Origin of the sequence: Pseudomonas sp. BNK-45, assembly GCF_047456255.1 — a bacterium.
Classification (GTDB): Bacteria; Pseudomonadota; Gammaproteobacteria; order Pseudomonadales; family Pseudomonadaceae; genus Aquipseudomonas.
This window is the reverse complement of the sequence record NZ_CP179909.1, coordinates 4,348,138-4,372,128: the sequence shown is the minus strand read 5'-3', so window position 1 is coordinate 4,372,128 and position 23,991 is coordinate 4,348,138. Positions and strand designations below refer to the sequence as shown.

Sequence of the window (23,991 nt, the reverse complement as noted above, 5' to 3'; positions counted from 1 at the left end):
AAAGTGTTTGCATTCGGGTTTGACAGCTCATCGGCGGCTACTACGCTCGTACCGTTGTCCTGCAGGAAGCAACCTGAACCTGCAGGCGCAAGCAGGCGATAAATACGCCCCAAGTGGTGTGAAACAACAATGACGCCAGGCAGGCATCGTTGTTGCTGACCAGCCTCAGACACTCACTGGCAATAGGGAATTACTGTGTTCAGGTACACGGATGTGTTGGCCTTGCTCTCCACCGAATCCACGTTGAACAGCCCCAACCCTGGCAATTGCGCCAGGGCCGGCGGCGGCTTTGCGCTTTTCTTCTCCCAGGCAGGCCCCCGAAGGCTTGTCGCCAGTGCCGTTGAGCGGCCGCTGGGGTCGCGCTGCAGGGCGCCCATCAAGCATTAGCTGCACGAAGAATCCGAACGCTCCCAGGTAATCCGCAACACGGCATGGCAACGCGCTGGTCGCCGCGTGCCGCGCTGACGGGATGACACGGATCAACAGTCGCCGATGACATCGGCCCAACCTGACAGGGAAGTCGCGCAGTGTCTGATAACAACCCAACCCAAGCGGGTCCACAGAGCCCTTCGTCCGCAGCCCCGGGGGCTGATCAAGCCCGGGAAAGTGCGACGATTGCCGGCTGGAACGACACCCGCCACGAGTATCCGCTGGACCTGTGCCTGCAGCAGTTGATCGAGCAACAGGTGGAGCGCAGCCCCGATGCCGTGGCCCTGTGCTTCGACGAGCAACGCCTGAGTTTCAGCCAGTTGAATCGTCGGGCCAATCGGTTGGCGCACTACCTGCGCGAGCTCGGCGTCGGGCCCGACAGCCTGGTGGGCGTGCAGATGGAGCGTTCACTGGAGCTGATGATCGCCTTGCTGGCGATCCTCAAGGCGGGGGGTGCCTATCTGCCGCTGGACCCGGGCTACCCCGAAGAGCGCCTGGCCCTGCTTATCGAAGACGCCTCGGTCGGCGTGGTGCTGACACAACAACGCTTTGCCCACCGGCTCGCTGCCTATGGCATTGAAGTGCTCTGCCTGGATGACCCCGCCAGTGAGGAGCTGCACGCCTGCGAGGATAATCCCGCGCCGGTCAACCGCCCTGAAGATCTGGCCTATGTGATCTACACCTCGGGCTCCACCGGGCGCCCCAAAGGCTGCATGCTGCCGCACAAGGCCATCTGCAACCGGCTGCTGTGGATGCAGCGTCACTATGGGGTGGGGCCACAGGACCGGATCCTGCAGAAGACGCCCTTCACCTTCGATGTCTCGGTCTGGGAGCTGTTTTTGCCGTTGCTCAGCGGCGCCTGTCTGGTCATGGCCAGGCCCGAAGGCCACAAGGACGCCCACTACCTGGTGGAGCTCATCCAGGCGCGGCAGATCACCATCTGCCATTTCGTGCCGTCCATGCTGCGCTTCTTCCTCAAGCACCCGACGGTTGGCGAGTGTCGCTCTTTGGACAAGGTCTTCGTCAGCGGCGAGGCCCTGACCCACGAGCTGCTGCTGCAGTTTCGTGCGCGGCTGCAGGCCCGTCTGCACAACCTGTACGGCCCGACCGAGGCGGCGGTGGACGTCACCTGGTGGCCTGCCGAACCGCGCCCGGACCGGCGCGTGCCCATTGGCCGGCCCATCGACAATATCCAGATCCACATCCTCGATGCCGAGGCCAATCCGCTGCCCATCGGCCAGACCGGCGAGCTGTGCATTGGCGGTGTCGGTCTAGCCCGGGGCTATCTCAATCGGCCGCAACTGACGGCAGAGAAGTTCATTCGCGACCCGTTCTGCGCAGCGCCCGATGCCCGGCTGTATCGCACCGGTGACGAGGCGCGCTTCCTCGACAACGGCGAGATCGAAGTGCTGGGGCGTTTCGATTCCCAGGTCAAGCTGCGTGGATTTCGCATCGAACTGGGCGAAATCGAAAGCACCCTCAACAGCCATCCGGCCATCAGCGACGCGGTGGTGCTGGTCCAGGATGCTGCCGGCGAAGACCCGAAGCTGGTGGCCTATGTGGTTGCCGACGGGCTGGACAAGAAGGCAGTGCGCGATTTCGTCAAGTCGCGCCTGCCGGAGTACATGACGCCCAATCGGGTGCAGTTCGTCGAACAGATTCCGGTCACGGCCCACGGCAAGGCCGATCGTCAGGCGCTGCTGGCCACCGATGGCCCGGCGCCCGACAGCCGCCGGGCCGCGACCCTGGATCCCCAGGCACTGAGCGCCTGGCTGCAGGCGTACTTCATCGAGGCGCTGGGGATTGATGAACTGGCGGTCGACGACGATCTGTTCGATCAGGGCGCCACCTCATTCACCCTGGTGCAAGCGGTGCACAGCATTCATCAGCAGTACCAGGTCACGCTGCCGGTGGAGATATTTCTCGAACAGCCGAGCATCGCTGCCGTCATCGCCTTTATCCTCGACAGCAACGCTGCGAGCGTCGACCGGCCCAGCGTGGCAACGACCTGCCCGACGCCGCCAAGCGACGCCCCGGAGCCGATCCAGCTGCAGAGGGTGGACTTTGATCCTCGCGCCTATCAACGCCTCGTCCAGGTTGCGCCGCCCAGCCTTGAACGGCTGGGGGGCCTGCTCTCGCTGTTGCGTGAGGTGACGCTGGCAGGCCAGGGCAAGTACCTCTATTCCTCGGCCGGCGGCCTCAACGCCATCCAGTGCTACCTGTATGTGGCCCCGGGGCAGGTCGAGGGCTTGCCCTCAGGCACCTGGTACTACCAGCCGCGGCTCAATCGCCTGTTGCCGATCCGCGTGCCGGCCGATCCGGGCTCGCCAGCCCTGGCCGAGGCCGGCTTTGCACTGTTTCTGGTGGCCCAGATGGCCGCCATCGAGCCGCTCTACAATCACGCCGCCCCGGCGCTGCTGGTGCTGGAGGCGGGCTATATCGAACAACTGCTGCTGTCGCACCAGGCCGGCTTCGACCTGGCCCTGGTCCCGAGCCAAGACGTGGACGCGGCATCGGTCGCCCAGCTGTGCAAGCTGGAGCCCAGCCACCGGGTGCTGCATTGCCTGATTCCCGGCGATTCGGGTGGCGCTGCAAGTGGGCGCTGCGGCCTGCGCTTCGACGACTTCCTGGCCGCCAGCAACAATGGTTTCGACCTGCCGGGCAAGGACGCGCTGGAGCGCTTGCACCAGCAACAGCGGCAGATTCGCAGTGACCTGCCGCAGCACGGGGCAGGGGGCATCGATCTGCCCGCTGCACCGATCAGCGCCGACGCCCTGCAACTGCGCGCCGCCAAGCGCCAATACGGCGACCAGGCCTTGAGCGTGGCGCAGTTGAGCCGATTGTTGAGCCTGTTGCGGGCCGGGCCGGATGCCCGTCACCTGTACCACGCCGACGCGCTGCAGGACCTGGAGATCTACCTGCAACTGGCCGCCGGCAGCGATCAGGCCCAGGCGCAGTGCCCGCCGCCCGGCCTCTATCGCTACCACGCCGACAGCCACAGCCTGAGCCCCTTGGGCGAAGGCGACCCGCTGGCGTTCAACCGCAGCTACACGCCGTTCAATCGCAAGCACGCGCAACAGGCGCGCTTACGGATATTCCTGGTGTCCGCTCGCTCGGCAGGCAACGACCCCGAGCGGCGTTATCGCCACCTGCTCCAGGCCGGACGCATCGGCCAGTTGCTGCTGGAACAACAGACCGAGTTCGGCATCGGGCTGTGCCCCATCGGTTCGATGTATTTCGACAAGGTTCGCAGCGCTTTCCACCTGGATGAACACCAGGAGCTGTTGCACAGCTTTGTCGGCGGCGCCGTCAGCCAGGGACTGCCGCCGGGCTGGCCACGGCTGGAGCTGCAGCCTGAGCTTGGGAATGAGGACGAAGCCTGGGCCGCCCACGAGCCCGAGAACACGGGGGCGCTGGCGATCATCGGCCTCAGCGGCCGCTACCCCGGCGCCGCCGACCCCCGGGAGCTGTGGCACAACCTTTGCGCCGGACGTTCGTCGATCCAGACGCTCAGCCGCCAAGCGCTGCTGCATGACGCGCCAGGCGCCGCGGATTCGCCGCAATGGGCAGTGGGCGCCCTGGCCGACAAGCAGCTGTTTGATCCGCTGTTGTTCAAGATCACCCCCGCCGAGGCGAAAACCCTGGACCCCCAGGAGCGATTGTTCCTGCAAGCGGTCTGGCATTGCCTGGAAAACAGCGGCTATACCGCTGCCGGTCTGCAGCGCCGGGCCGAGCGGGTGGGGGTGTTTGTCGGCGCGATGTGGGGCGACTACCAGCACCATCGGCCCGGCGACCAGGGCGAGCGCGCCACCTCGTTCCATTCGGCCATCGCTAACCGGGTGTCGTTCTTCAATGACTTCAGCGGCCCCAGCGTGGTGTTCGACACCTCGTGTTCCTCGGCAATGACCGCCCTGCATTTTGCCTGCACCAGCCTTCGCCAGGGCGAGTGCCAGGCGGCGATCGTCGGTGGCGTCAACCTGATCAGTCATCCGTCGCACCTGGAGCTGCTGAGCGCCTTGCAGCTGTTGTCCGCAGAGGGCCAGGCGCATCCGTTCGGTCTCCATGCCAACGGTTGGGTGGCGGGCGAGGGCGTGGGTGCGCTGTTGATCCGCCCCCTGGAGGACGCCCGCCGCGACGGTGACCGGATCCTTGGCGTGATCCGCGCCACGGCGATCAGCCACAGCGGCAAGACCTTTCGCTACGGCATGCCGAACGCCGAGATTCAGGCCGCCTCGATGCGCCGGGCCCTGGAGCAGGCGGGGTTGTCCGCCGAGGCGATTGGCTACGTGGAGGCTGCCGCGCCCGGCGCCAGCCTGGCGGACGGCGCCGAATTCGCGGCGCTGGCCAAGGTCTTCGGCCACCGCCAGGGCGACACGCCACTGCCGGTCGGCTCGATCAAGGCCAACATCGGCCACCTTGAATCGGCCTCGGCGCTGTCGCAGATCACCAAGGTCCTGCTGCAGTTCGAGCACCGCCAGATCGCCCCGACCCTGGGCTGCGTGCCCTTGAGCCCACTGATCGGCCCGGAGCACAAGCAGTTGCTCATTGCCGACACCTTGAGCGACTGGCAAGGCCCTCGACGGGCCTTGATCAATGCCTTCGGAGCCAGTGGTTCCGCCGGCCACCTGATCCTCGAAGCGCCGCCGCCTGAGGTCGCCGCGCCCGAGCAGCGCGGGCCCTGGCTGTTTCCCTTTTCCGCCGCCAGCGCCGCGCAGCTCGAGCAATTGCTTGGTGCGTTTGCCGACGACCTTCAAGCCGGTCGCCTGGGCGACGCGCGCCTTGGAGACATCAGCTACACCCTGTGCGTCGGCAGGGTTGCACTGGGCCAGCGGCTGGCGCTGGTGGCCGACAGCGGGTCCGAACTGCTGACCTTGCTCAAGGCCGAGTCGGAGTGCTCGACCCGCTGTGGCAGCGGCGCCAGAGCGGCGCCACCGCTGGCCACCGAAGCGGACCTGCGCGGCCTCGATCGGGCTGCCCTGAGCACCATCGGCCAGCGTTGGGTGGCCGGTGACACCGACCTGTCGCAGATTGCCCGCCATGACTGGCGGCGCGTGGCCTTGGCGGCGTACCCCTTTGCCGGCCTCGATTGCCATATCGCCACCGGTGCCGCCGAGGACGAGGCGGCGACGCCGGTGACGGACCCGCGCCTGCAAACGGCGCTGGAGGGCTACCTCACGCAGCACTTCTCGAAAGTCTCGGCCATACCCGAGAGCAGCATCGACCGCCTGGAAAGCTTCGACCGCTACGGCCTGACCTCGCTGATGATCACCACCCTCAACCAGCGACTGGCCCAAGCCTTCGGGGACTTGCCAAGCACGCTGTTCTTCGAGCACCAGAGCATCAGCGCACTGGCCAACTGGTTCGCTGCCCGGCACCCGTCGCGCAGTCGCCAACTGCTCGGGGTTCAAGCGCCCGCGGCCGCGGCGGCGCAGGCGGCCCCGGCCAGCCGTGCGGCACCGCGTCCCGACAGCGAGCAACGCCACGAGCACGCCGAGCCGATTGCAATCATCGGCCTGGCCGGACGCTTTCCCGGTGCCCCGGACATCGACAGCTTCTGGGACAACCTGAAGAACGCGGTCGACAGCATCAGCGAAATCCCCGGCGAGCGCTGGCAGCACCAGCCTTACTACAGCCCCGACCGTAGCCAAAAAGGCAAGATCAACACCAAGTGGGGCGGATTCATCGACGCTGTCGACCGCTTCGACCCGCTGTTCTTCAATATTTCACCGCGCGACGCCGAGCGCATGGACCCCCAGGAGCGGATCTTCCTCGAAACCGCCTGGCACACCCTGGAAGACGCGGGCTACGACCGGGCCGGCCTGCAACGCCATTACCAGGGGAAAATGGGCGTGTTTGTCGGGGTGATGCACGGCGAGTACCTGCTCTATACCCGTTCTGCCGCCGCCGACTGCACCGATGACGCGGTGGATTCCTCCTTCGGCTCGATTGCCAATCGGGTGTCCTACGTCTTCGACTGCACCGGCCCGAGCATGGCGGTCGACACCATCTGTTCCTCCTCGCTGACCGCGCTGCACCTGGCGGTGCAGAGCCTGCAACGGGGCGAGTGCCGGGTGGCGCTGGCCGGCGGCGTCAACCTGTCGCTGCACCCGAACAAGTACTTCATCCAGTCGCAGTTGACCATGTCCTCCAGCGATGGCCGCTGCCGCAGTTTCGGTGAAGGCGGCGACGGTTTTGTCCCCGGCGAAGGCGCCGGCGCAGTGTTGCTCAAGCCCCTGTCACAGGCACAGGCCGATGGCGACAACATCTACGGGGTGATCCGCGCAACGTCGCTCAACCATAACGGCAAGACCCATGGCTACACCGTGCCCAGCCCCAATGCCCAGGGGGCAATGATCGCCGAGTCACTGGAAAAGGCCGGCATGGACCCCCGCGAGCTGAGTTACATCGAGGCCCACGGCACCGGCACCGCACTGGGCGATCCAATCGAAATCAGCGGCCTGCAACAGGGCTTTGCCCGACGCAGTGCGGCCCTTGGCAGGGAACCGGCGGGGGCGCAGCAGTGCGCGCTGGGCTCGGCCAAATCGAATATCGGCCATCTGGAATCGGCCGCCGGGATCGCCGGGGTGGCCAAGGTGCTGCTGCAACTCAAGCACCGCCAACTGGTGGCGTCGCTGCATTCGAGCCGACTCAACCCGGGCATCGCCTTTGGCCAATCGCCGTTCCATATCCCGCAGCAACTGCAAGAGTGGCGTCAACCGCGGCTCAATCTGGATGGCCAGGAGCGCGACTACCCGCTGGCTGCGTCCGTGTCGTCCTTTGGTTCCGGCGGCTCCAACGGCCATGTGATCATCGCCCAGTACCTGGCGCCGGAGCGGGAAGCGCCGGTGGTCGGGCCACCGGCGATCATCGTGCTGTCGGCCCGCACCCCGTTGCAGCTGCAACAGCAAATCGAACGTTTGCAGCAGTGCCTGTTGCGGCGCGAGCGCGAAGGCCAGCTGCCGCGTCTGGCGGACCTGGCCCTGACCCTGCAGCAGGGCCGGGAGGCCATGGAATATCGCCTGGCGTTCACCGCAGCGTCCATCAGCGAGCTACAGGAGCGCCTGGCCCAGGGCCTGGAGCAATGGCTCAAGGCGCCTGAGCACTTCGGCTGCTTCGACGGCGTGCATCTGGGGCGGGTACAGGAGAACAAGGCCGCGATGGCCGTGCTGGCCCACGATGAGGACATGCAAGCGACCCTGGCGGCCTGGGCCGACAAAGGCAAATACGCAAAACTGCTGGAATTGTGGGTCAGGGGGCTGACGTTCGATTGGGCGCTGCTGGGGGCGCCCCTGGGCAGTGCCCGGCGCATCAGCCTGCCGGGGTATCCCTTTGCCCGCGAGCGGATCTGGGTGTCCGGCGACCTCCAGTTGCCGCCGCCGGTCCAGGGGCTCGGCGAAGCCCGGCTGCACCCCTTGCTGCAACGCAATGTCTCCGACCTGACGCAGCAGAAGTTCACCTCGGTATTCAGCGGTCAAGAGTTCTTCCTGCGCGATCATCGGGTGCACGAGCACAAAGTCCTGCCTGGCGTGGCCTACCTGGAAATGGCCCGCGAGGCGGTCAGTCGCTCCCTGGGGGATCAGGCACTCGCCGGAGCGGTGAGCCTGTGCCACCTGGTGTGGTCGCAACCGCTGACGCTCAGCGAGCAGGATCAGGCGCCCGTCACGCTTGAGGTGCAGATCAATGCCGTGGACGCCCATCGCCTGACCTTCGCGATTCTCCAACAGCAGACCCAGGCCCTGTGCTGCCAGGGCGAGGCGCAATGGCGGCAGGACCCCATGGAACCCCTGGCGTCACTGGCATCGCTGCAGGCCAGGATCAACGGCCCGTGCCTGGACGCCGAGGCGCTGTACCGCCAGTTCGACAGCGTCGGCATCCACTACGGCCCCAGCCACCGGACGGTCCGCGAACTGCACAGCAGCGGCGGACAGTTGCTGGCGCAGATCCAGTTGCCGCCATCACTGAAGGCCGATCACCGGCAATTTGTCCTGCACCCAAGCCTGATGGACGGCGCCTTGCAATGCACCCTGGGCCTGCTGGTCGCCGACCCGCTTGCGCAAGGCGCAACGGTGCAACGGCAGCAGACCCGGGTGCCCTTTGCCCTGGACCGGCTAGAGCACAGCGGTGCGGTCCTGGGGGAGCAGGTCTGGGCCTGGGTGCGGCCTGCGGCGCAGGCCAGCGCGGCCGGGCATTGGGTTTTCGATATCGATATCTACAACCAGCAGGGCGAGCATTGCGTTGCGCTGCACGGCTTTGCCCTGCGGGAGATGAAAGCGCCGTCGGCGCTGGAGGTGATGCTCGACGACCGCGGGCAGACGGACGCTTGCCTGCTGGAAAAATGGCAGCGGGTCGAGCCTCAGCCCCTGCCGTCCGGCGCCGCCCGGGTGCTGTTGATCGCCAATGACCCGCAAGGCCTGCAACAGTTGACGGCGCGCTATCCGCAGCGGGCGTCAATGTTGCTGGACGGCAGCGAGTCCATCGAAACGCTCGCCGCGCGGCTGCGCGAGGCCGGCCCGCTGGAGCACCTGCTGTGGCTGGCACCCAGCGTCATGGCGGCGCACACCAGCGCCGAGCAACTGATCCACGCGCAGCAGTCCGGGGTGTTGAGCTGTTTTCGCTTGATCAAGGCGTTGCTGCTCCTGGGCCTGGACCAGCAGCCGCTGGCCTGGACGCTCATCACCCGCGCCACCCTGACGGTGTTCGGCGCGGCGAGCCCGCTGCAACAGGCCACCGATGAACCCGTGGCGCCCGCTCACGCCAGCCTTCACGGGCTGATGGGGGTCCTGGCCAAGGAGTACAGCCATTGGCCGGTGTGCGTGGTGGACCTGCCGGCCGGCGACAGCTGGCCGAGCCTGGACCCCCTGTCACTGCCCGCCGATCCCCGGGGCGAGCCCCTGGCCTGTCGCGACGATGTCTGGTATCGCCCGTATCTTGCGCCCTGCCTGGTGCCGCTGGAGCGGGGCGGCGAGGGCGAAAGCCTGTATCGCGACGCCGGGGTGTACCTGGTCGTCGGCGGTGCCGGCGGCATTGGCCGGTTGTGGAGCGAACACCTGATCCGCACCCGTGGCGCCCAGGTCATCTGGCTCGGGCGCCGCCCGCAGGATGCGCGGATTGACGCCGCCATCAGTGAACTGGCCCGGTTGGGCCCGGCGCCACGCTATATCAGCGCCGATGCCGGCAACCACGCCGCGCTGCAGCAGGCAGTGACCCAGGTGCTGGCCGAGCATGGGCGGATTCATGGGGTGATCCACGCCGCGATCCAGCTGGAGGATCAAAGCCTGGCACGCATGCAGCCGCAGAAATTCGCCGCGGGGCTGGCTGCCAAGGTCGATGTCTGTGCCCGTCTGGCCGAGGTGTTCGAGCACCAGCCCCTGGACTTCATGCTGTTTTTCTCCTCGTTGCAGAGCTATACCAAGTCGGCGGGCCAGAGCAATTACGCGGCCGGTTGTACCTTCAAGAACGCCTTCGCGCAGGCCCTGGGGCAACAACGCGGCTACCCGGTGAAAGTCATCAACTGGGGCTACTGGGGTGACGTCGGCTCGGTGGCCAGCGACGACTACCGGCGCCGCATGGCCGAGGTTGGCCTGGGCTCCATCGACGGCAAACAGGCGATGCGTGCCCTGGACGCGCTGCTCGGTGCCCCGGACGACGGCGCGCCGCTGAGCCAGTTGACCTTCCTGCGCACCTGCGGGCGCTTGAGCGAAACCTTCGAGCACCTGGGGCTGGCCCGTCATCCTGGCGGGCTGTTCGGCGAATATGGCGAGGTTCGGGCGCCGGCCTATCCATCGTTGATCGGGCGCCTGCACGGCCTGCGGCCGGACAGTCGGCAGGTGCGCGGCGTTGTCGGGCAGGTGCAGGCCCAACGGGCGGCGCTGGATGAGCTGCAGGTTCGCCTGCTCTACGCCCAGTTGCAGCAACTGGGCCTGTTCACCCAGGCGTGCGAATCCCTTGCCCGGTTGCAGCAGCACAGCCCTGTGTTGCCGCTGTACCGACGCTGGTTCGCCAAGAGCCTTGAGGAACTGGCGCAGCGCGGCTATGTGCAGCTGGAAGGCGATACCTGCCGGGTCGCCAATCCGCAGCCCCTGGACCTGGAGGCACTGTGGCAGGAATGGGCGCGGCAGCAGCCGGCCTGGCTCGAACACCCCAGCCTCAAGGCCGAGGCCCTGCTGGCCGAAGCGACCCTGCGGGTCTTGCCGCAGATCCTCGACGGGCGGATCGCGGCCACCGACGTGCTGTTCCCCGACGCCTCGATGTCCAGGGTCGAGGGCATCTACAAACACAACCCGGTGTCGGACTTCTTCAACGAAGTGCTGCTCGACGCCATGCTCGAATTTGTCCGCGGCCGCCTGGAGCAGGATCCCCGAGCCTCGATCCGGATCCTGGAAATCGGCGCCGGCACCGGCGGCACCAGTGCCCGCGCCTTTGAAAAACTGCAGCCCCTGCAAGCGCAGATCGCCGAGTACTGCTACACCGACGTCTCCCAGGCGTTCCTGATGCACGCGCAGCAGGCCTATGGCCCGCATGCCCCGTACCTCAGCTACCAACTGTTCGACGTCGACCAGCCGCTGGCCGCCCAGGGCATCAAGGCCGGCGCCTATGACCTGGTGATCGCCACCAACGTTCTGCACGCCACGCCGGACCTGCGCCGCGCCCTGAAAAATGCCAAGGCCGCGCTCAAGCACAACGGCCTGCTGCTGATCAACGAGATTGCCCGCAATGGCCTGTTCACTCACCTGACCTTCGGCCTGCTCAAGGGCTGGTGGCTGTTCGACGACCCGCAGCATCGCCTGCCGGGCGGCCCGGCACTGGCCCCCCGGCAGTGGAAGCAGGTGCTGGAAAGCGAAGGCTATCGGCAGGTGCATTTCCCGGCGCTGGCCGAGCACGACCTGGGGCAGCAGATCGTCATCGCCCAGAGCAACGGCCTGGTCTGGCAGGAGCGCCCCCAGCGCGCCGAAGCGCCCCGTATTGCGCCGGTGCGGCGTGAAACGGTGGTGGCCCAGGCGCCCCTGGCACCCCGGGCGCCGCAACCGGGCATCAGCCCCGCGGCGCTGGGCGAGGTGAGCAGCAGCCGGCTCAAAGCCGAGACGGTGCGCTACCTCAAGCAGGTGATTGGCGGGCTGTTCAAGATCGAGCCCGAGCAGATCGACGCCCGCGAGGCGCTGGAAACCTATGGCATCGATTCGATCCTGGTGGTGCAACTGACCAACCTGCTGCGGGACCAATTGGCCGGGGTCAGCAGCACGCTGTTCTTCGAATACCAGACCATCGAGGCATTGGCGGAGCATTTTCTCGCCACCCAGAAAGACCGGCTGCAACAGCTGCTGGGACTGGATCCGGCGCCCGCCAGCGGCGCGCCACCGGCCAGGGCGCCGGTCGAGCCCTTGTTCACGCCGGTCCCGTCGCGCTTTGCCAAGCGTCCTCCCGAGCCGCCAGCGGCGCAGCAGCGCCACAGCGACGTCGCCATCGTCGGGCTGTCAGGGCGCTACGCCGGGTCCGACAACGTTCGCCAGCTGTGGCAACACCTCAAGGCCGGGGAGCACTGCATTGCCCGAGTGCCGGCCGAACGCTGGGACTGGCGCCGGTACTTTGACCGGACCCCGGGCACGGCAGGTCGCATCTATACGCCATGGGGCGGTTTCATTGGCCAGATCGATCGGTTCGATCCGCTGTTCTTTCACATTTCGCCCCGCGAAGCCCTGAAGATGGACCCCCAGGAGCGGCTGTTCCTGGAAGAGGCCTATCACTGCATCAGCGATGCCGGCTATACCCCGGCACGCCTGGCCGAGCGGCAGCGGGTCGGGGTGTTTGTCGGCGTGATGAACGGTACCTACAGCCACCAGTCCAGTTACTGGTCGGTGGCCAACCGAGTGTCATACCAGTTCAACTTCCAGGGCCCGAGCCTGGCGGTGGACACGGCCTGTTCCTCGTCGATCACCGCACTGCATCTGGCGCTGCAAAGCCTGGAGCGCGGCGACAGCGACTGCGCCCTGGTGGGTGGGGTCAGCCTGCTGGTGGACCCGGTGCACTACATGGGCCTGAGCGAAATGCAGATGTTGTCCCCAGGCCCGCACTGCAAGGCTTTCGGTGCCGATGCCGATGGCTTTGTCGCCGGTGAAGGCGTGGGCGCACTGCTGCTCAAGCCGCTGGCGCAGGCCGAGGCCGATGGCGACCGGATCTACGGCGTGATCAAGGGCAGCATGATCAATGCCGGGGGCAAGACCAACGGCTACACCGTGCCCAACCCCCTGGCCCAGAGCCGGCTGGTGGTGGACTCGCTGGCCCGGGCCGGGGTCGACGCCAGGGCCGTGAGCTATGTCGAGGCCCATGGCACCGGCACCGCGCTGGGCGATCCGATCGAGATCGCCGGCCTGGCCCGGGCCTTCAGCAGCAGCGGGGCAACGCCCGGGACGCAGTACTGCGCCATCGGCTCGATCAAGAGCAATATCGGCCATTGCGAAAGCGCAGCGGGTATCGCCGGGATCACCAAAGTGCTGTTGCAACTGCAGCACCGCCAGTTGGTGCCGTCACTGCACGCCGATACCGCCAACCCGCACATCGATTTCGCCAACACTCCGTTTGCCGTACAGCGCACGCTGGCCGAGTGGCCGCGGCCGCAGGTGCTGATCGACGGGGTGCCGCAGACATTCAAGCGCATCGCCACGGTGTCCTCCTTCGGTGCCGGAGGCGCCAATGCCCATGTGGTGATCGAAGAATACGAAGACCAGCGGGTACGGCCACCGAGGGTGGTCGACGAGCAACGCCCGGTGCTGATCCTGTTGTCGGCCAAGAGCGCCGAGCAGCTGGTGCAGCAAGCCCGGTTGTTGCTCGACGAGTTGGCCCAGGGGCCACTGGTCGAGGCCGATCTGCCGGCGCTGGCCTTCACCCTGCAAGTGGCGCGCGAGGCGATGGAGCATCGCCATGGCTGGTGGGTGAGTTCCCTGGCCCAGTTGAAGGCCGGCCTGGAGCAGTTGCTCAGCGCCGGCGTCACGTCGGGCCGTGGCCGGCAGAAGCCCGAGGCTCAGGCGCCGGACTTCGACATCGGCCGGGTACTCGACGCCGGGGCACAGCAACGCCTGCTCGACGCCTGGCTCGACGGCGCCGTGCTGGACTGGCAACTGATGTACCCCCAGGGCACGCCCGCGCCATTGAGCCTGCCGGGCTATCCCTTTGCCCGCGAGCGCTACTGGCAGACGCCGCTGGCCGCGGCTGGGGTGCCCGGCGCCGTCGAGGAACGCCTGCATCCACTGCTGCATCGCAACGTGTCGGACCTGCGCGGCTTGCGTTACCTGAGCCGGTTCAGCGGCAGCGAAACCCTGTTGGCCGAGCACCAGGTCAATGGCCAGGGCGTGCTCCCGGGCGCGGCGCTGGTCAGCATGATCCAGGCGGCGCTGAGCAACGCCCTGGGCGGTCCGGTGCCGGCGGGCAGGGCGCTGGTGATAGAGGATCTGGCCTGGCGCCAGCCGTTCAGCGTCGACGCGGCCAACAACGGCGAGCTGTTCCTGGAACTGACCATGCCGGCGCAGGGCGAGTACCAGGTCGGGATCTACTCCTACGACCCTGACGCCCAGTTGCAACTGCATGCCCAGGCCCGCGCCCGCTATACCGTGGTCGTGGCCCCCGGGCTTGAATTCAACGGCCTCGGTGCCCGGGTGGTGGAGGTTGAGGCCTGCTACCAGCGCTTTGCCGCCATGGGCATCGAGTATGGCCAGGGGTACCGGCGGCTGCTGTCGCTGGAGCGCCAGGACGATCAGGTACTGGCGCGGATCGCCCTGCAGGACCCGGCGCTGACTGACGGTTTTGCCCTGCATCCGGCCTTGCTGGATGGCGCCATGCAAGGCGTGATGGCCTTGCTGCTGGAAGAGCTGGGGGACACGCCGGCCTTGCTGCTGCCGGCGACCCTGGGCCAGTGCGTGCTGTTCGCCGACTGCCCGGCCGCCCTGCAGGTGCAGATACGCCGCAGCGGCAGCACCACGGACGGCCATCTGTTCGACCTGGCTCTGTTCGACGAGCATGGCCAGTGCTGTGCAACCCTCCATCAACTGGCGTTTAGGACCCTGAGCGATCACCGTCAGGGTGCCAGCACCGCGCTGCTGTGCCACAAGCAATGGGACGACGCGCTGCCGGCCACGGCGCTAGCCACGCCGGGGGTGGCGCACCGGGTGCTGAGCCTGGGCCATCATCGCGCCTTTGCCGACCTGGCCCAGGGTCTGCAGGCACGGGGCATCGGCCATTGCGCCTTGCCCGCGGCTGACTACCCACAAGCCGCGCTGGCGCTCGCCGAGCAGCTGCAAGCCTTGCTCGGCGCTGCGCAGCCCTGCCTGATTCAACTGCTGGTCCCGGCGGACGATGCCCAGGGCTATCGTGGCCTGGGCGGCCTGTTGTCCAGCGTCAGCCGTGAACAGCCGGCGTTGATCGGGCAATTGATCGAAGTGGCACCGGCGCTCGAGGCCCCGCAACTGCTCAGCGCATTGGCCGCCGAGGCCGCCGCCCCCAACGAGTGCGTCCTGCGTTATCTGGCGCAGGCGGGCACCCTGCGCCGTCAGCAGTTGAGCTGGCAACCCCAACCCCTGGACGCGGCCCCCGCGCCTTGGCGGCCAGACGGGGTGTACCTGATCAGCGGTGGCTTGGGCGGGGTCGGCGCAGTCATGGCGCAGGCGCTGCTGGCCGCGGCGCCCCAGGCCCGGGTGGTGCTCTGCGGCCGCACGCCAGCCGGCGATCCCGCCGTGCGGGCCAAGCTGGCGCAGCTGGGGGAGGCTGTCGACTACCGCGCCGTGGACCTGGCCAACGCCGCTCAGGTTGAACGCTTGATCAGCGACCTGGTCGCTGACTACGGCGCCTTGCACGGCATCCTGCATTGCGCGGGCATCACCCGTGACGCCTTGCTGGCGGACAAGCCCAGGGCGGATTTTGCCGCGGTGTTCGCGGCCAAGGTCGACGGCGTGCAGCACCTGGATCGCAGCAGCGCCGGGCTGGCCCTGGATTTCTTCGTGTTGTACTCCTCGATCGCCAGTGTCCTGGGCAACGCGGGGCAGACCGACTACGCCGCCGCCAATGGCTATCTGGACGCCTTCGCCAGCCTGCGCAACCGGCAGGTCGCGGCCGGCACGCGGCACGGCCGCACCCTGGCGATCAACTGGCCGTTATGGCTGGAAGGCGGCTTGCACATGAGCGATACGGCGCGGCGCCTGCTGGCGCAGCGCAGTGGTATTGAGGCCATGGCCAGCGCCACCGGTGTCCAGGCCTTCTATCACGCCCTGCAGCGCGATGATGACCAACTGATGGTGCTGGCCGGCGACCGGGAAAAGCTCCTTGCCTTGCTCCGGCCGCCCGCGCCAGTGGCGGTGGAGCAAGCCCCGCTGGAGGGAGAGGCACTGCTGCCCTGGCTGCGCCAGCTGCTGGCCCGGACCCTGAAGATCCGCCCGGAGCGACTGGACAACGAGGTGCCGTTCGAGCAGTACGGCATCGACTCGCTGATGATCATGGAGATGACTGCCGTCCTGGAAAAACGCTTCGGCGCGCTGTCCAAGACCCTGTTCTTCCAATACCCCAGCCTGCAGGCACTGGTTGAGCACCTGGCCACGCGGCCGATGCGCAGCGCGCCACAGACCTCGACCAGCGCACAACTGCGCACCTTGCTGGCCAGCGCCTTGCACACGCCGCCGGAGCAGATCGACGAGCAGCGCTGCTTCGAGGACTTCGGCATCGATTCGGTGCAGGTACTTGAACTCACACGTCGCCTGGAAGGGCATTTTGGCGCGTTGCCGCCGGGGCTGCTGTTCGAGTACTCCAGCCTGCATGCCCTGGCCGGCTACCTGGCCTCGACTGCGGCCCAGGCGCCTGGCGAACCGCTGCCCAGCGCCCCGGCGCCGCAACGCCGGCTGTTCGACAAACCGTGGTCGCCGCAGCCGTCGAGCGCCGCCTCGCGGGACGACATCGCCATCATCGGCATTGCCGGGCGCTACCCCGGCGCCCCGACCCTCGAAGCCTTCTGGGAGAACCTCAGCCAGGGCAGGAACAGCATTGGCGAAGTGCCGCCCGAGCGTTGGGACTGGCGCGACTACTACAGCAGCGACCGCGGGCAGAGCGGGGTGCACAACAGCAAGTGGGGCGGCTTTATCGACGGCATCGATCAGTTTGACCCGCTGTTCTTCAATATCTCGCCCCTGGAGGCCGAGCTGATCGACCCCCAGGAGCGGCTGTTCCTGCAAACCGCCTGGGCGGCCATGGAGGACGCCGGCTACAGCCGTCAGCTCGGCGCCGGAGCACCGGAGCCGATGCTGCAGGTCGGCGTCTACGCCGGGGTGATGTACAGCGAGTATCAACTGTTGGGCGCCGAAGCCAGCCTGCGCGGCGAGCGCATGGGCTTTGCCGGTTCCAGCGCGAGCATCGCCAACCGGGTGTCGTTCTGCCTCAACCTGCAAGGCCCGAGCCTGTCGCTGGACTCGATGTGTTCCAGCTCGCTGACCGCGCTGCACCTGGCCTGCCAGGATCTGCACAGCGGCCGCACGGCCATGGCCATTGCCGGTGGCGTCAACCTGACGCTGCACCCCAACAAGTACCTGATGCTCAGCAGCGGCCAGTTCATTTCCAACCAGGGCCAGTGCGCCAGCTTCGGCGAGGGCGGTGACGGGTATGTACCGGGCGAGGGCGTGGGCGTGGTGGTGCTCAAGCGCCTGGCGGACGCCGAGCGCGATGGCGATCAGATCCATGGGCTGATCAAGGGCAGCTACCTCAACCACGGCGGCAAGAGCACCGGCTACAGCGTGCCCGATCCACGGGCGCAGCAGGCCGCCATCAGCGGCGCGCTCAAGGACGCGAATGTCGATCCGGCGGCCATCAGCTACATCGAGGCCCACGGCACCGGCACCCGTCTGGGTGACCCGATCGAAATCGCCGGCCTGGCCAACGCTCTGGGACCACGGGCAGCGGGGCAGACCTGCTGGATCGGCTCGGTGAAATCCAACATCGGCCACTGCGAGGCCGCCGCCGGTATCGCCGGCCTGACCAAAGTGCTGTTGCAGCTCAAGCACGGAAAAATCGCGCCGTCGCTGCATTCCCGGACCCTCAACCCCTTTATCGACTTTGCCGCCACGCCGTTCGAGGTCAACCAGCACCTGCGCGACTGGCCACAGCCGTCCCATGAGGGGCGGCTGCGACCGCGGATTGCCGGGCTGTCCTCGTTTGGCGCGGGCGGATCCAACGCCCACTTGATCGTGGCGCAATACGCCGGCACCCGGCCGCAGCCGGAGCCCGATGGCCGGCCGCAGATGATCCTGTTGTCGGCCCGCGAGCCCGGACAGCTGCGCCAGATCGCCAGCCGACTGCTAGAGCACTTGCAGCACGCGCCGCAGCGCCTGGACGCGATTGCCTGGACCTTGCAGGTCGGGCGCGAGGCCATGGAGCATCGCGCCGCGTTGATCGCGACCGACGCCCAACAGCTGCTCGACGCCTTGCGCGGTCTGGCCGGCGGCGACGACCGTGGCTGGATCTGCGGTGACACCCAGACCGGCAGCGCCGCCCTCGAACCCTTCAAGAACCGTTCGCGCACCCTGCAACATGAGCATCTGGCCCAGCTCTACGCCAATGGCGAACTGCAAGCCCTGCTGGCGTTGTGGAGCGCCGGCCTGCGCATCGACTGGAACGCATTGCGCGCGCCGGACCGCCAGCGGCCGCAACGCATCAGCCTGCCGACCTATCCCTTCGCCACCGAGCGGTATTGGGCGCCCACGGCGGCCAAGGGCTTGCCGGCGGCGACCAGGGTCCATCCCTGGCTGCACAGCCACACTGCCACCGGCGACGGGCACCAGTTCACCTGCCTCTGCAACGGCGAGGAGCCGTGGTTGCTTGACCATGTGGTGAACGCGAGCAAAACCCTGCCCGGGGCGGCCTGCCTGGAAATCATCCGCGCCGCGGTGAGCCAGGCACGGGGGGACGGCCAGGCACGGGCCATGGTCATCGAACAGCTCAACTGGCTGGCGCCCTTGACCGTCGGGTCCGCGCCGCGGTGCCTGCGGGTCAACCTGCAAGCGCTGGACGGCCACTGGGTGGTAACCCTTCTCAGCGACGATGACGCGGGGGCGCAACCGGTGCTGCATTGTCAGGCCCGGGTGACGGGCGAGGCCGCGCCTGCGGCCGAGCGCCTTGATCTGGCGCACTGGCGCGAGCGCCCCTGGCAGCGTCGCCTCGACAGCGACGAGGTCTATCGGCTGTTCGAGGCCATGGGCCTGGCCTACGGTGCCAGCCATCGCGGCATCCGCCAGTTGCTGATCGCGCAGCAGGGCAGCCGGCGCGAGGTGCTGGCACAGCTGGACCTTGAGGGTATCCAGGCCGTTGGCGACTGCTGGCTGGAGCCCGGCATGACCGACAGCGCGCTGCAGGCCGCCATCGGCATGCTGCTGCCCCTGGACGCCGGGCCGGCGGCGCCGTTGTCGCTGCTGATGCCCTTTGCCTTGCAGCGCCTGGAAATCCTTGCGCCTTGCACACGGCAGATGTGGGCCCTGTTGCGTGGCGACCGGCACGACAGCGCGGGCCGGATCGACATCGAGCTCTGTGACCAGCAGGGGCAATTGTGCGCCCGGCTGGAAGGGTTCTGTGCCCGATCCCTCGGCCCGTTGCTGCAGCAACCACCGGCAACGCCGGTCCAGCAGTTGCTGGCACCGGTCTGGTCGGTGGTCGAGGCCCAACAGCAGGCGCGGCCGGACGGGCAGGGCGCGATGCTGATCTTCGGCGTGAGCCCCTCGCGCCATCAGGCGCTGGCCGGGCTCTATCCCCGGGCGCGCCTGGTGCCAGGCGGACCGGACAGCGCCGCGACCGAACTGCTGGCCGACGCTGAATGGGCCGAGGTGATGTGGCTGGCGCCTGCGGTGGAGGCCGACGCGGATCCGGTCGCCGCGCAACAGCAGGGCGTGCTGGCGCTGTTCCGGCTGATCAAGGCACTGCTGAACCAGGGCTACGGTCGGCGGCCGCTGCGCCTGCGCCTGATCACCGACCGCGCGGTGAGCACCGGCCCGGGCGACCCCTGCCAGGCGGTGCATGCGGCGGTGCATGGGCTGGCCGGCTCGCTGGCCAAGGAGTACCCGCACTGGACAGTGCACCTGGCGGACCTCGCGGACGAGCAGTTGGACCGCCTGGCGACAGCGCCGTTTGCCGCCCTGGCGAGCGGCGAGCTGCTGGCCCTGCGTCACGGCCAATGGCGGCTGCGCCAGCTGGCACGGGTGCAGGCGGCCTCCGTGCCGGCCCGGTTGCCGGTCTATCGGGACGGCGGGGTGTACCTGGTGATCGGTGGTGCCGGCGGGATTGGCGCGGTCTGGAGCCAGCACCTGATTCGCCAGCATCGCGCCCGGGTGGTGTGGATCGGCCGGCGCGCGCTGGATGCGCAGATCGCCGCCAAGCTCGACGAGCTGACGGCCATCAGCCTGATGCACGCAGGGCCCGCGCCGGTCTACCTGCAGGCCGATGCCACGGACCACCTGCAGTTGGCCGCGGCCCGGCAGCAGATCATCGAGCGCTTCGGCCCCATCAATGGCGTGGTGCACTCGGCCATCGTGCTCAAGGATCACAGCCTGGCCAACATGGACGAGTCGACCTTCAGCCAGGTCCTGGAGGCCAAGGTCGCCACCAGCGTGGCCCTGGCCCGGACCTTTGGCGACAGCGCCGCGCAGCTGGACTTCGTGCTGTTCTTCTCCTCGATGATGTCCTTCACCACGGCCGCCGGCCAAGGCAACTACGCGGCCGGCTGCACCTTCGCCGATGCCTTTGCCGACCAGCTTCGGGCGCGCTGGTCGTGCCCGGTCAAGGTGATCAACTGGGGCTACTGGGGCGGCGTGGGCTCGGTGAGCGACGCCCGCTACCGGGAACGCATGAAGGCCCTGGGCCTGGGCTCCATCGAGCCCGAGGAAGGCCTGCGCGCCCTCGAACAGTTGCTGGCGGGCGGACTGGACCAACTGGCGCTGCTCGCGCTGCTGCCGGGCTCCGACATCGACGCCATCGACAGCCTGGCAGGACTGCTGGGCCACGAGCAGATCCGGCTGTCCAGCCACCGCTCCGGGGCCATGGCGGCGCTGCAGGAACGGCTGGAGCAACGGCTGGCGGCACTGGTCGCGATCACCTGACGGCCCCATCACTTATTTATTCACCTACAGCAGACGCGTCACAGGGAAGTTGAAGCATGCAAACAGCCGCACATCAGACCAACGCCAGCGCCTGGGGCGAACTCGATGCACTGGCCCGTCGCCTGCTGGCGAGCCAGCTTCAGGGGCTCGAGCTACGCCGCGTCGAGGACCTGCAAGCCCTGGCGGCCCGGCACGGCCAGGTCGCCCCGGGGTACCTGGAACTATGGCTTGCCGAGAGCCTGCGCTATGTGGCCGGTGTCGACGGCGCTGACGCCGAGGCGCTGTGGCAACAGTGGCACGCGCGCTTGCCCGAATGGCGCCAGGACCCCGATCTGGCGGCCCGGGCAGGGTTGCTCGACGCCTGCCTCAAGGGCTTGCCGGGGGTGCTGCGCGGTGAGCTGAGCGCCCCTGGCGTGCTGTTTCCTGGTGGCTCGATGAGCCTGGTGGAAGGGATCTACAAGCACAATCGCATTTCCGACTATTTCAATCAGGTATTGATCGAGGCGGTGCTGGCCCACCTCGAAAGCCGCCCGGCAGACGCCGAACCGCTGCGCATCCTGGAGATCGGCGCGGGCACCGGCGGCACCACGGCAGGCCTGCTGGCGGCGCTGGAGCCCTGGCGCTCGCAGCTGGGCGAATACTGCTACACCGATCTGTCACAGGCCTTCCTGCAACACGGCGTCGAGCAGTTCGCCGCCCATCACCCGTTTTTCCACACCCGGCTGTTCGATGTCTCGCGGCCTTGCGCCGAGCAGGGGATCGACGCCGATCACTATCACCTGGTGCTGGCGACCAATGTGCTGCACGCCACCCCGCAGATCCGCCAGACCCTGCGCAACGCCAAGGCCGTGCTGCGCAAGGGCGGTTTGCTGATGCTCAATGAAATCAGCCAGGCCTCGCTGTTCACCCACCTGAGCTTCGGCTTGCTCGAAGGTTGGTGGCTGCATCGCGATGGCGCCCTGCGCCTGCCGGGGTGCCCCGGTCTGTCGCCGGCGGCGTGGCAGGCGGTGCTGGAGCAGGAGGGATTTGGTCCGGTGCTGTTTCCTGCCCGGCAGGCCCATGCCCAGGGCCAGCAGATCATCCTGGCCGAGAGCGACGGCATCGTGCGTCAGCCCCTGCCCGAGAGTCGGCCGCCCAGCGCGGCAGCCGAGGCGCTCCGCGACTCTGCGCAGCCGCCGCTGGCGGGCCCGACCCGGAGCACCACTGCGGACGGCTGGCGACAACGGGTCACGGAGTTCCTGCGCCAGCTGGTCAGCACCACGCTGAAGATTCCCGCCGCCAGGATGAGCCTGACCCGGCCGCTGGAGGACTATGGCCTGGACTCGATCCTGGTGGTGCGGCTGACCCACGCCTTCAGCGAGCATTTCGCCGCGGTGGACAGCGCGGTGTTCTTTGAAGTGCCGACCCTGGCGGCGCTGACCGAGCATTTTATCCAGCACCGCGGGGCGGAGCTTGAGCGGCTGTTGGGCCAGCCCGAGGCGCAAGGACCGCAGACCGGCGTCAGCCCCGACGCCCCTGGGCAGCCCGCGCAGGCAGCGGAGCCGGGCGCGGACACTCGCATCGCCATCATCGGCCTCGACGGCCGTTATCCGGGCGCGCAGTCGATGGGCGAGCTGTGGCACAACCTGGCGGGCGGCCAGTGCGCGGTGGCGCAGATCCCCAGCGAGCGCTGGGACTGGCGGCGCTATTTTGCCGAGGAGAAGGGGCTGCCCGGGCACCTCTATACGCGCTGGGGCGGTTTTATCGAGGGCATCGACCAGTTCGATCCGGCGTTTTTCAACCTTTCGCGCACCGAGGCCGAACGGATGGACCCGCAGGAGCGGCTGTTCCTGCAAGTGGCCTATCACAGTGTCGAAGACGCCGGCTACAACCCGGCGACCCTGCACCAACAGGGCGAGGTCGGGGTGTTTGTCGGGGTCATGAACGGCAGCTACAACCCCCTCAGCAACTACTGGTCGATTGCCAATCGGGTGTCCTACCAGTTGGATCTGCAAGGCCCGAGCCTGGCGGTCGACAGCGCCTGTTCGTCATCGCTGACGGCCATCCACCTGGCGGTGGAGAGCCTCAACAGTGGCAACTGCCGGCTGGCGATTGCCGGCGGCATCAACCTGATTATCAACCCCCGGCACTACCTGAGCCTGTGCGAAATGATGATGCTATCGCCCGGCGAACACTGCCGCGCCTTTGCCGACGAGGCCGACGGCTTTGTCGACGCCGAAGGGGTCGGCGCGGTGCTGCTCAAGCCGCTGGCCCAGGCCCTGGCCGATGGCGACCGGATCTATGGGGTGATTCGCGGCAGCGCGATCAACGCCGGTGGCAAGACCAACGGCTACACCGTGCCCAGCGCCGGCGCCCAGCAGCGGGTCCTGGAAAAAGCCCTGGCCCGGGCCGCCGTCGAGCCGCGGCAGATCAGCTACATCGAGGCCCACGGCACCGGCACCGCGCTGGGCGATCCCATCGAGATCAGCGGCCTGAGCCGGGTCTTTGCCCATGGCGGTGCGGCCCACTGCGCCATCGGCTCGATCAAGAGCAATATCGGTCACTGCGAAAGTGCCGCCGGCATCGCGGGCTTGAGCAAGGTGCTGCTGCAACTGCAGCACCGCCAGCTGGTGCCGTCGCTGCACGCGGCGCAGCCCAATCCGAAGATCGATTTCCAGGGCACGCCGTTTCGCGTACAGCAGCAACTGGCGCCCTGGGTCATGGAGGGCGCGCCGCGCATGGCCGCGGTGTCCTCCTTTGGCGCTGGTGGCGCCAATGCGTCGCTGATCGTCGAGGAGCATTGCCCCAGCCTCGACCCGCGAGTGGCCATGCCCGGCCCCTGGCTGATCCTGCTCTCGGCCCGCGACCGGCAACGCCTGGGTGAGTCGGTGCTGCGCTTGCAGGGGTTCCTGGCCGGCGAGGAGGCGGCCCGGACCGCCATGGCCGACCTGGCGTGGACCCTGCAGACCGGGCGCGACGCCATGGCCGAGCGGCTGGCGCTGCTGGTTGAATCCCTGCCGCAGTTGCAGGAGTCGCTGGCGCGCTGGCTGGCTGGCGAAGAGTCGCAGACGCTGTTTCAGGGCCATAGCGACCCCTATGACCCGGCCCTGGAGAGCGCCGACTCGCTGCCGATCGACCAGTGGCTGGAGCAACGGCAACTGAGCGAACTGGCGCAAGCCTGGGTGCAGGGCGCAGTCGTCGACTGGCAGCGGCTCTATGGGCACGGCACGTATCGGCGGCCGCAGCGGATCAGCCTGCCCGGGTATCCCTTTGCCAGGAACTGCTACTGGATGCCGGGCCTGGCCCATCCGCCAGCCCCCCATGCGGCCGTGGTCGAGGTGCCCGCCGCGCAGGACTTGAGCCAGTGCTGCTACCTGCCGGGCTGGCAGGCGCAGACCGCCGATGAACCGGCTCCACCGCCGGGGGCAGGAGCGCGGGTGCTGGTGACCCTGGGCGAATCCGCCGAGGCGACCGA

General features: G+C 67.9%; 2 protein-coding genes (1 of these 2 only partly in view). Both read left to right on the top strand.

Going from position 1 to position 23,991, the window contains the following annotated elements; all coding sequences use genetic code 11:
* Positions 1 to 527: 527 nt before the first annotated feature.
* Positions 528 to 20,537, top strand: coding sequence for an amino acid adenylation domain-containing protein (locus tag ACMGG8_RS19715; protein ID WP_414158232.1), 20,010 nt, complete (start codon positions 528 to 530; stop codon positions 20,535 to 20,537).
* A gap of 56 nt (positions 20,538 to 20,593) precedes the next feature.
* Positions 20,594 to 23,991, top strand: partial view of an SDR family NAD(P)-dependent oxidoreductase gene (locus ACMGG8_RS19710; RefSeq protein WP_414158231.1) — the start only. 11,488 nt of this gene lie beyond the right edge of the window; only the first 3,398 of its 14,886 coding nucleotides appear in the window; the start codon lies at positions 20,594 to 20,596; the stop codon falls past the right edge of the window.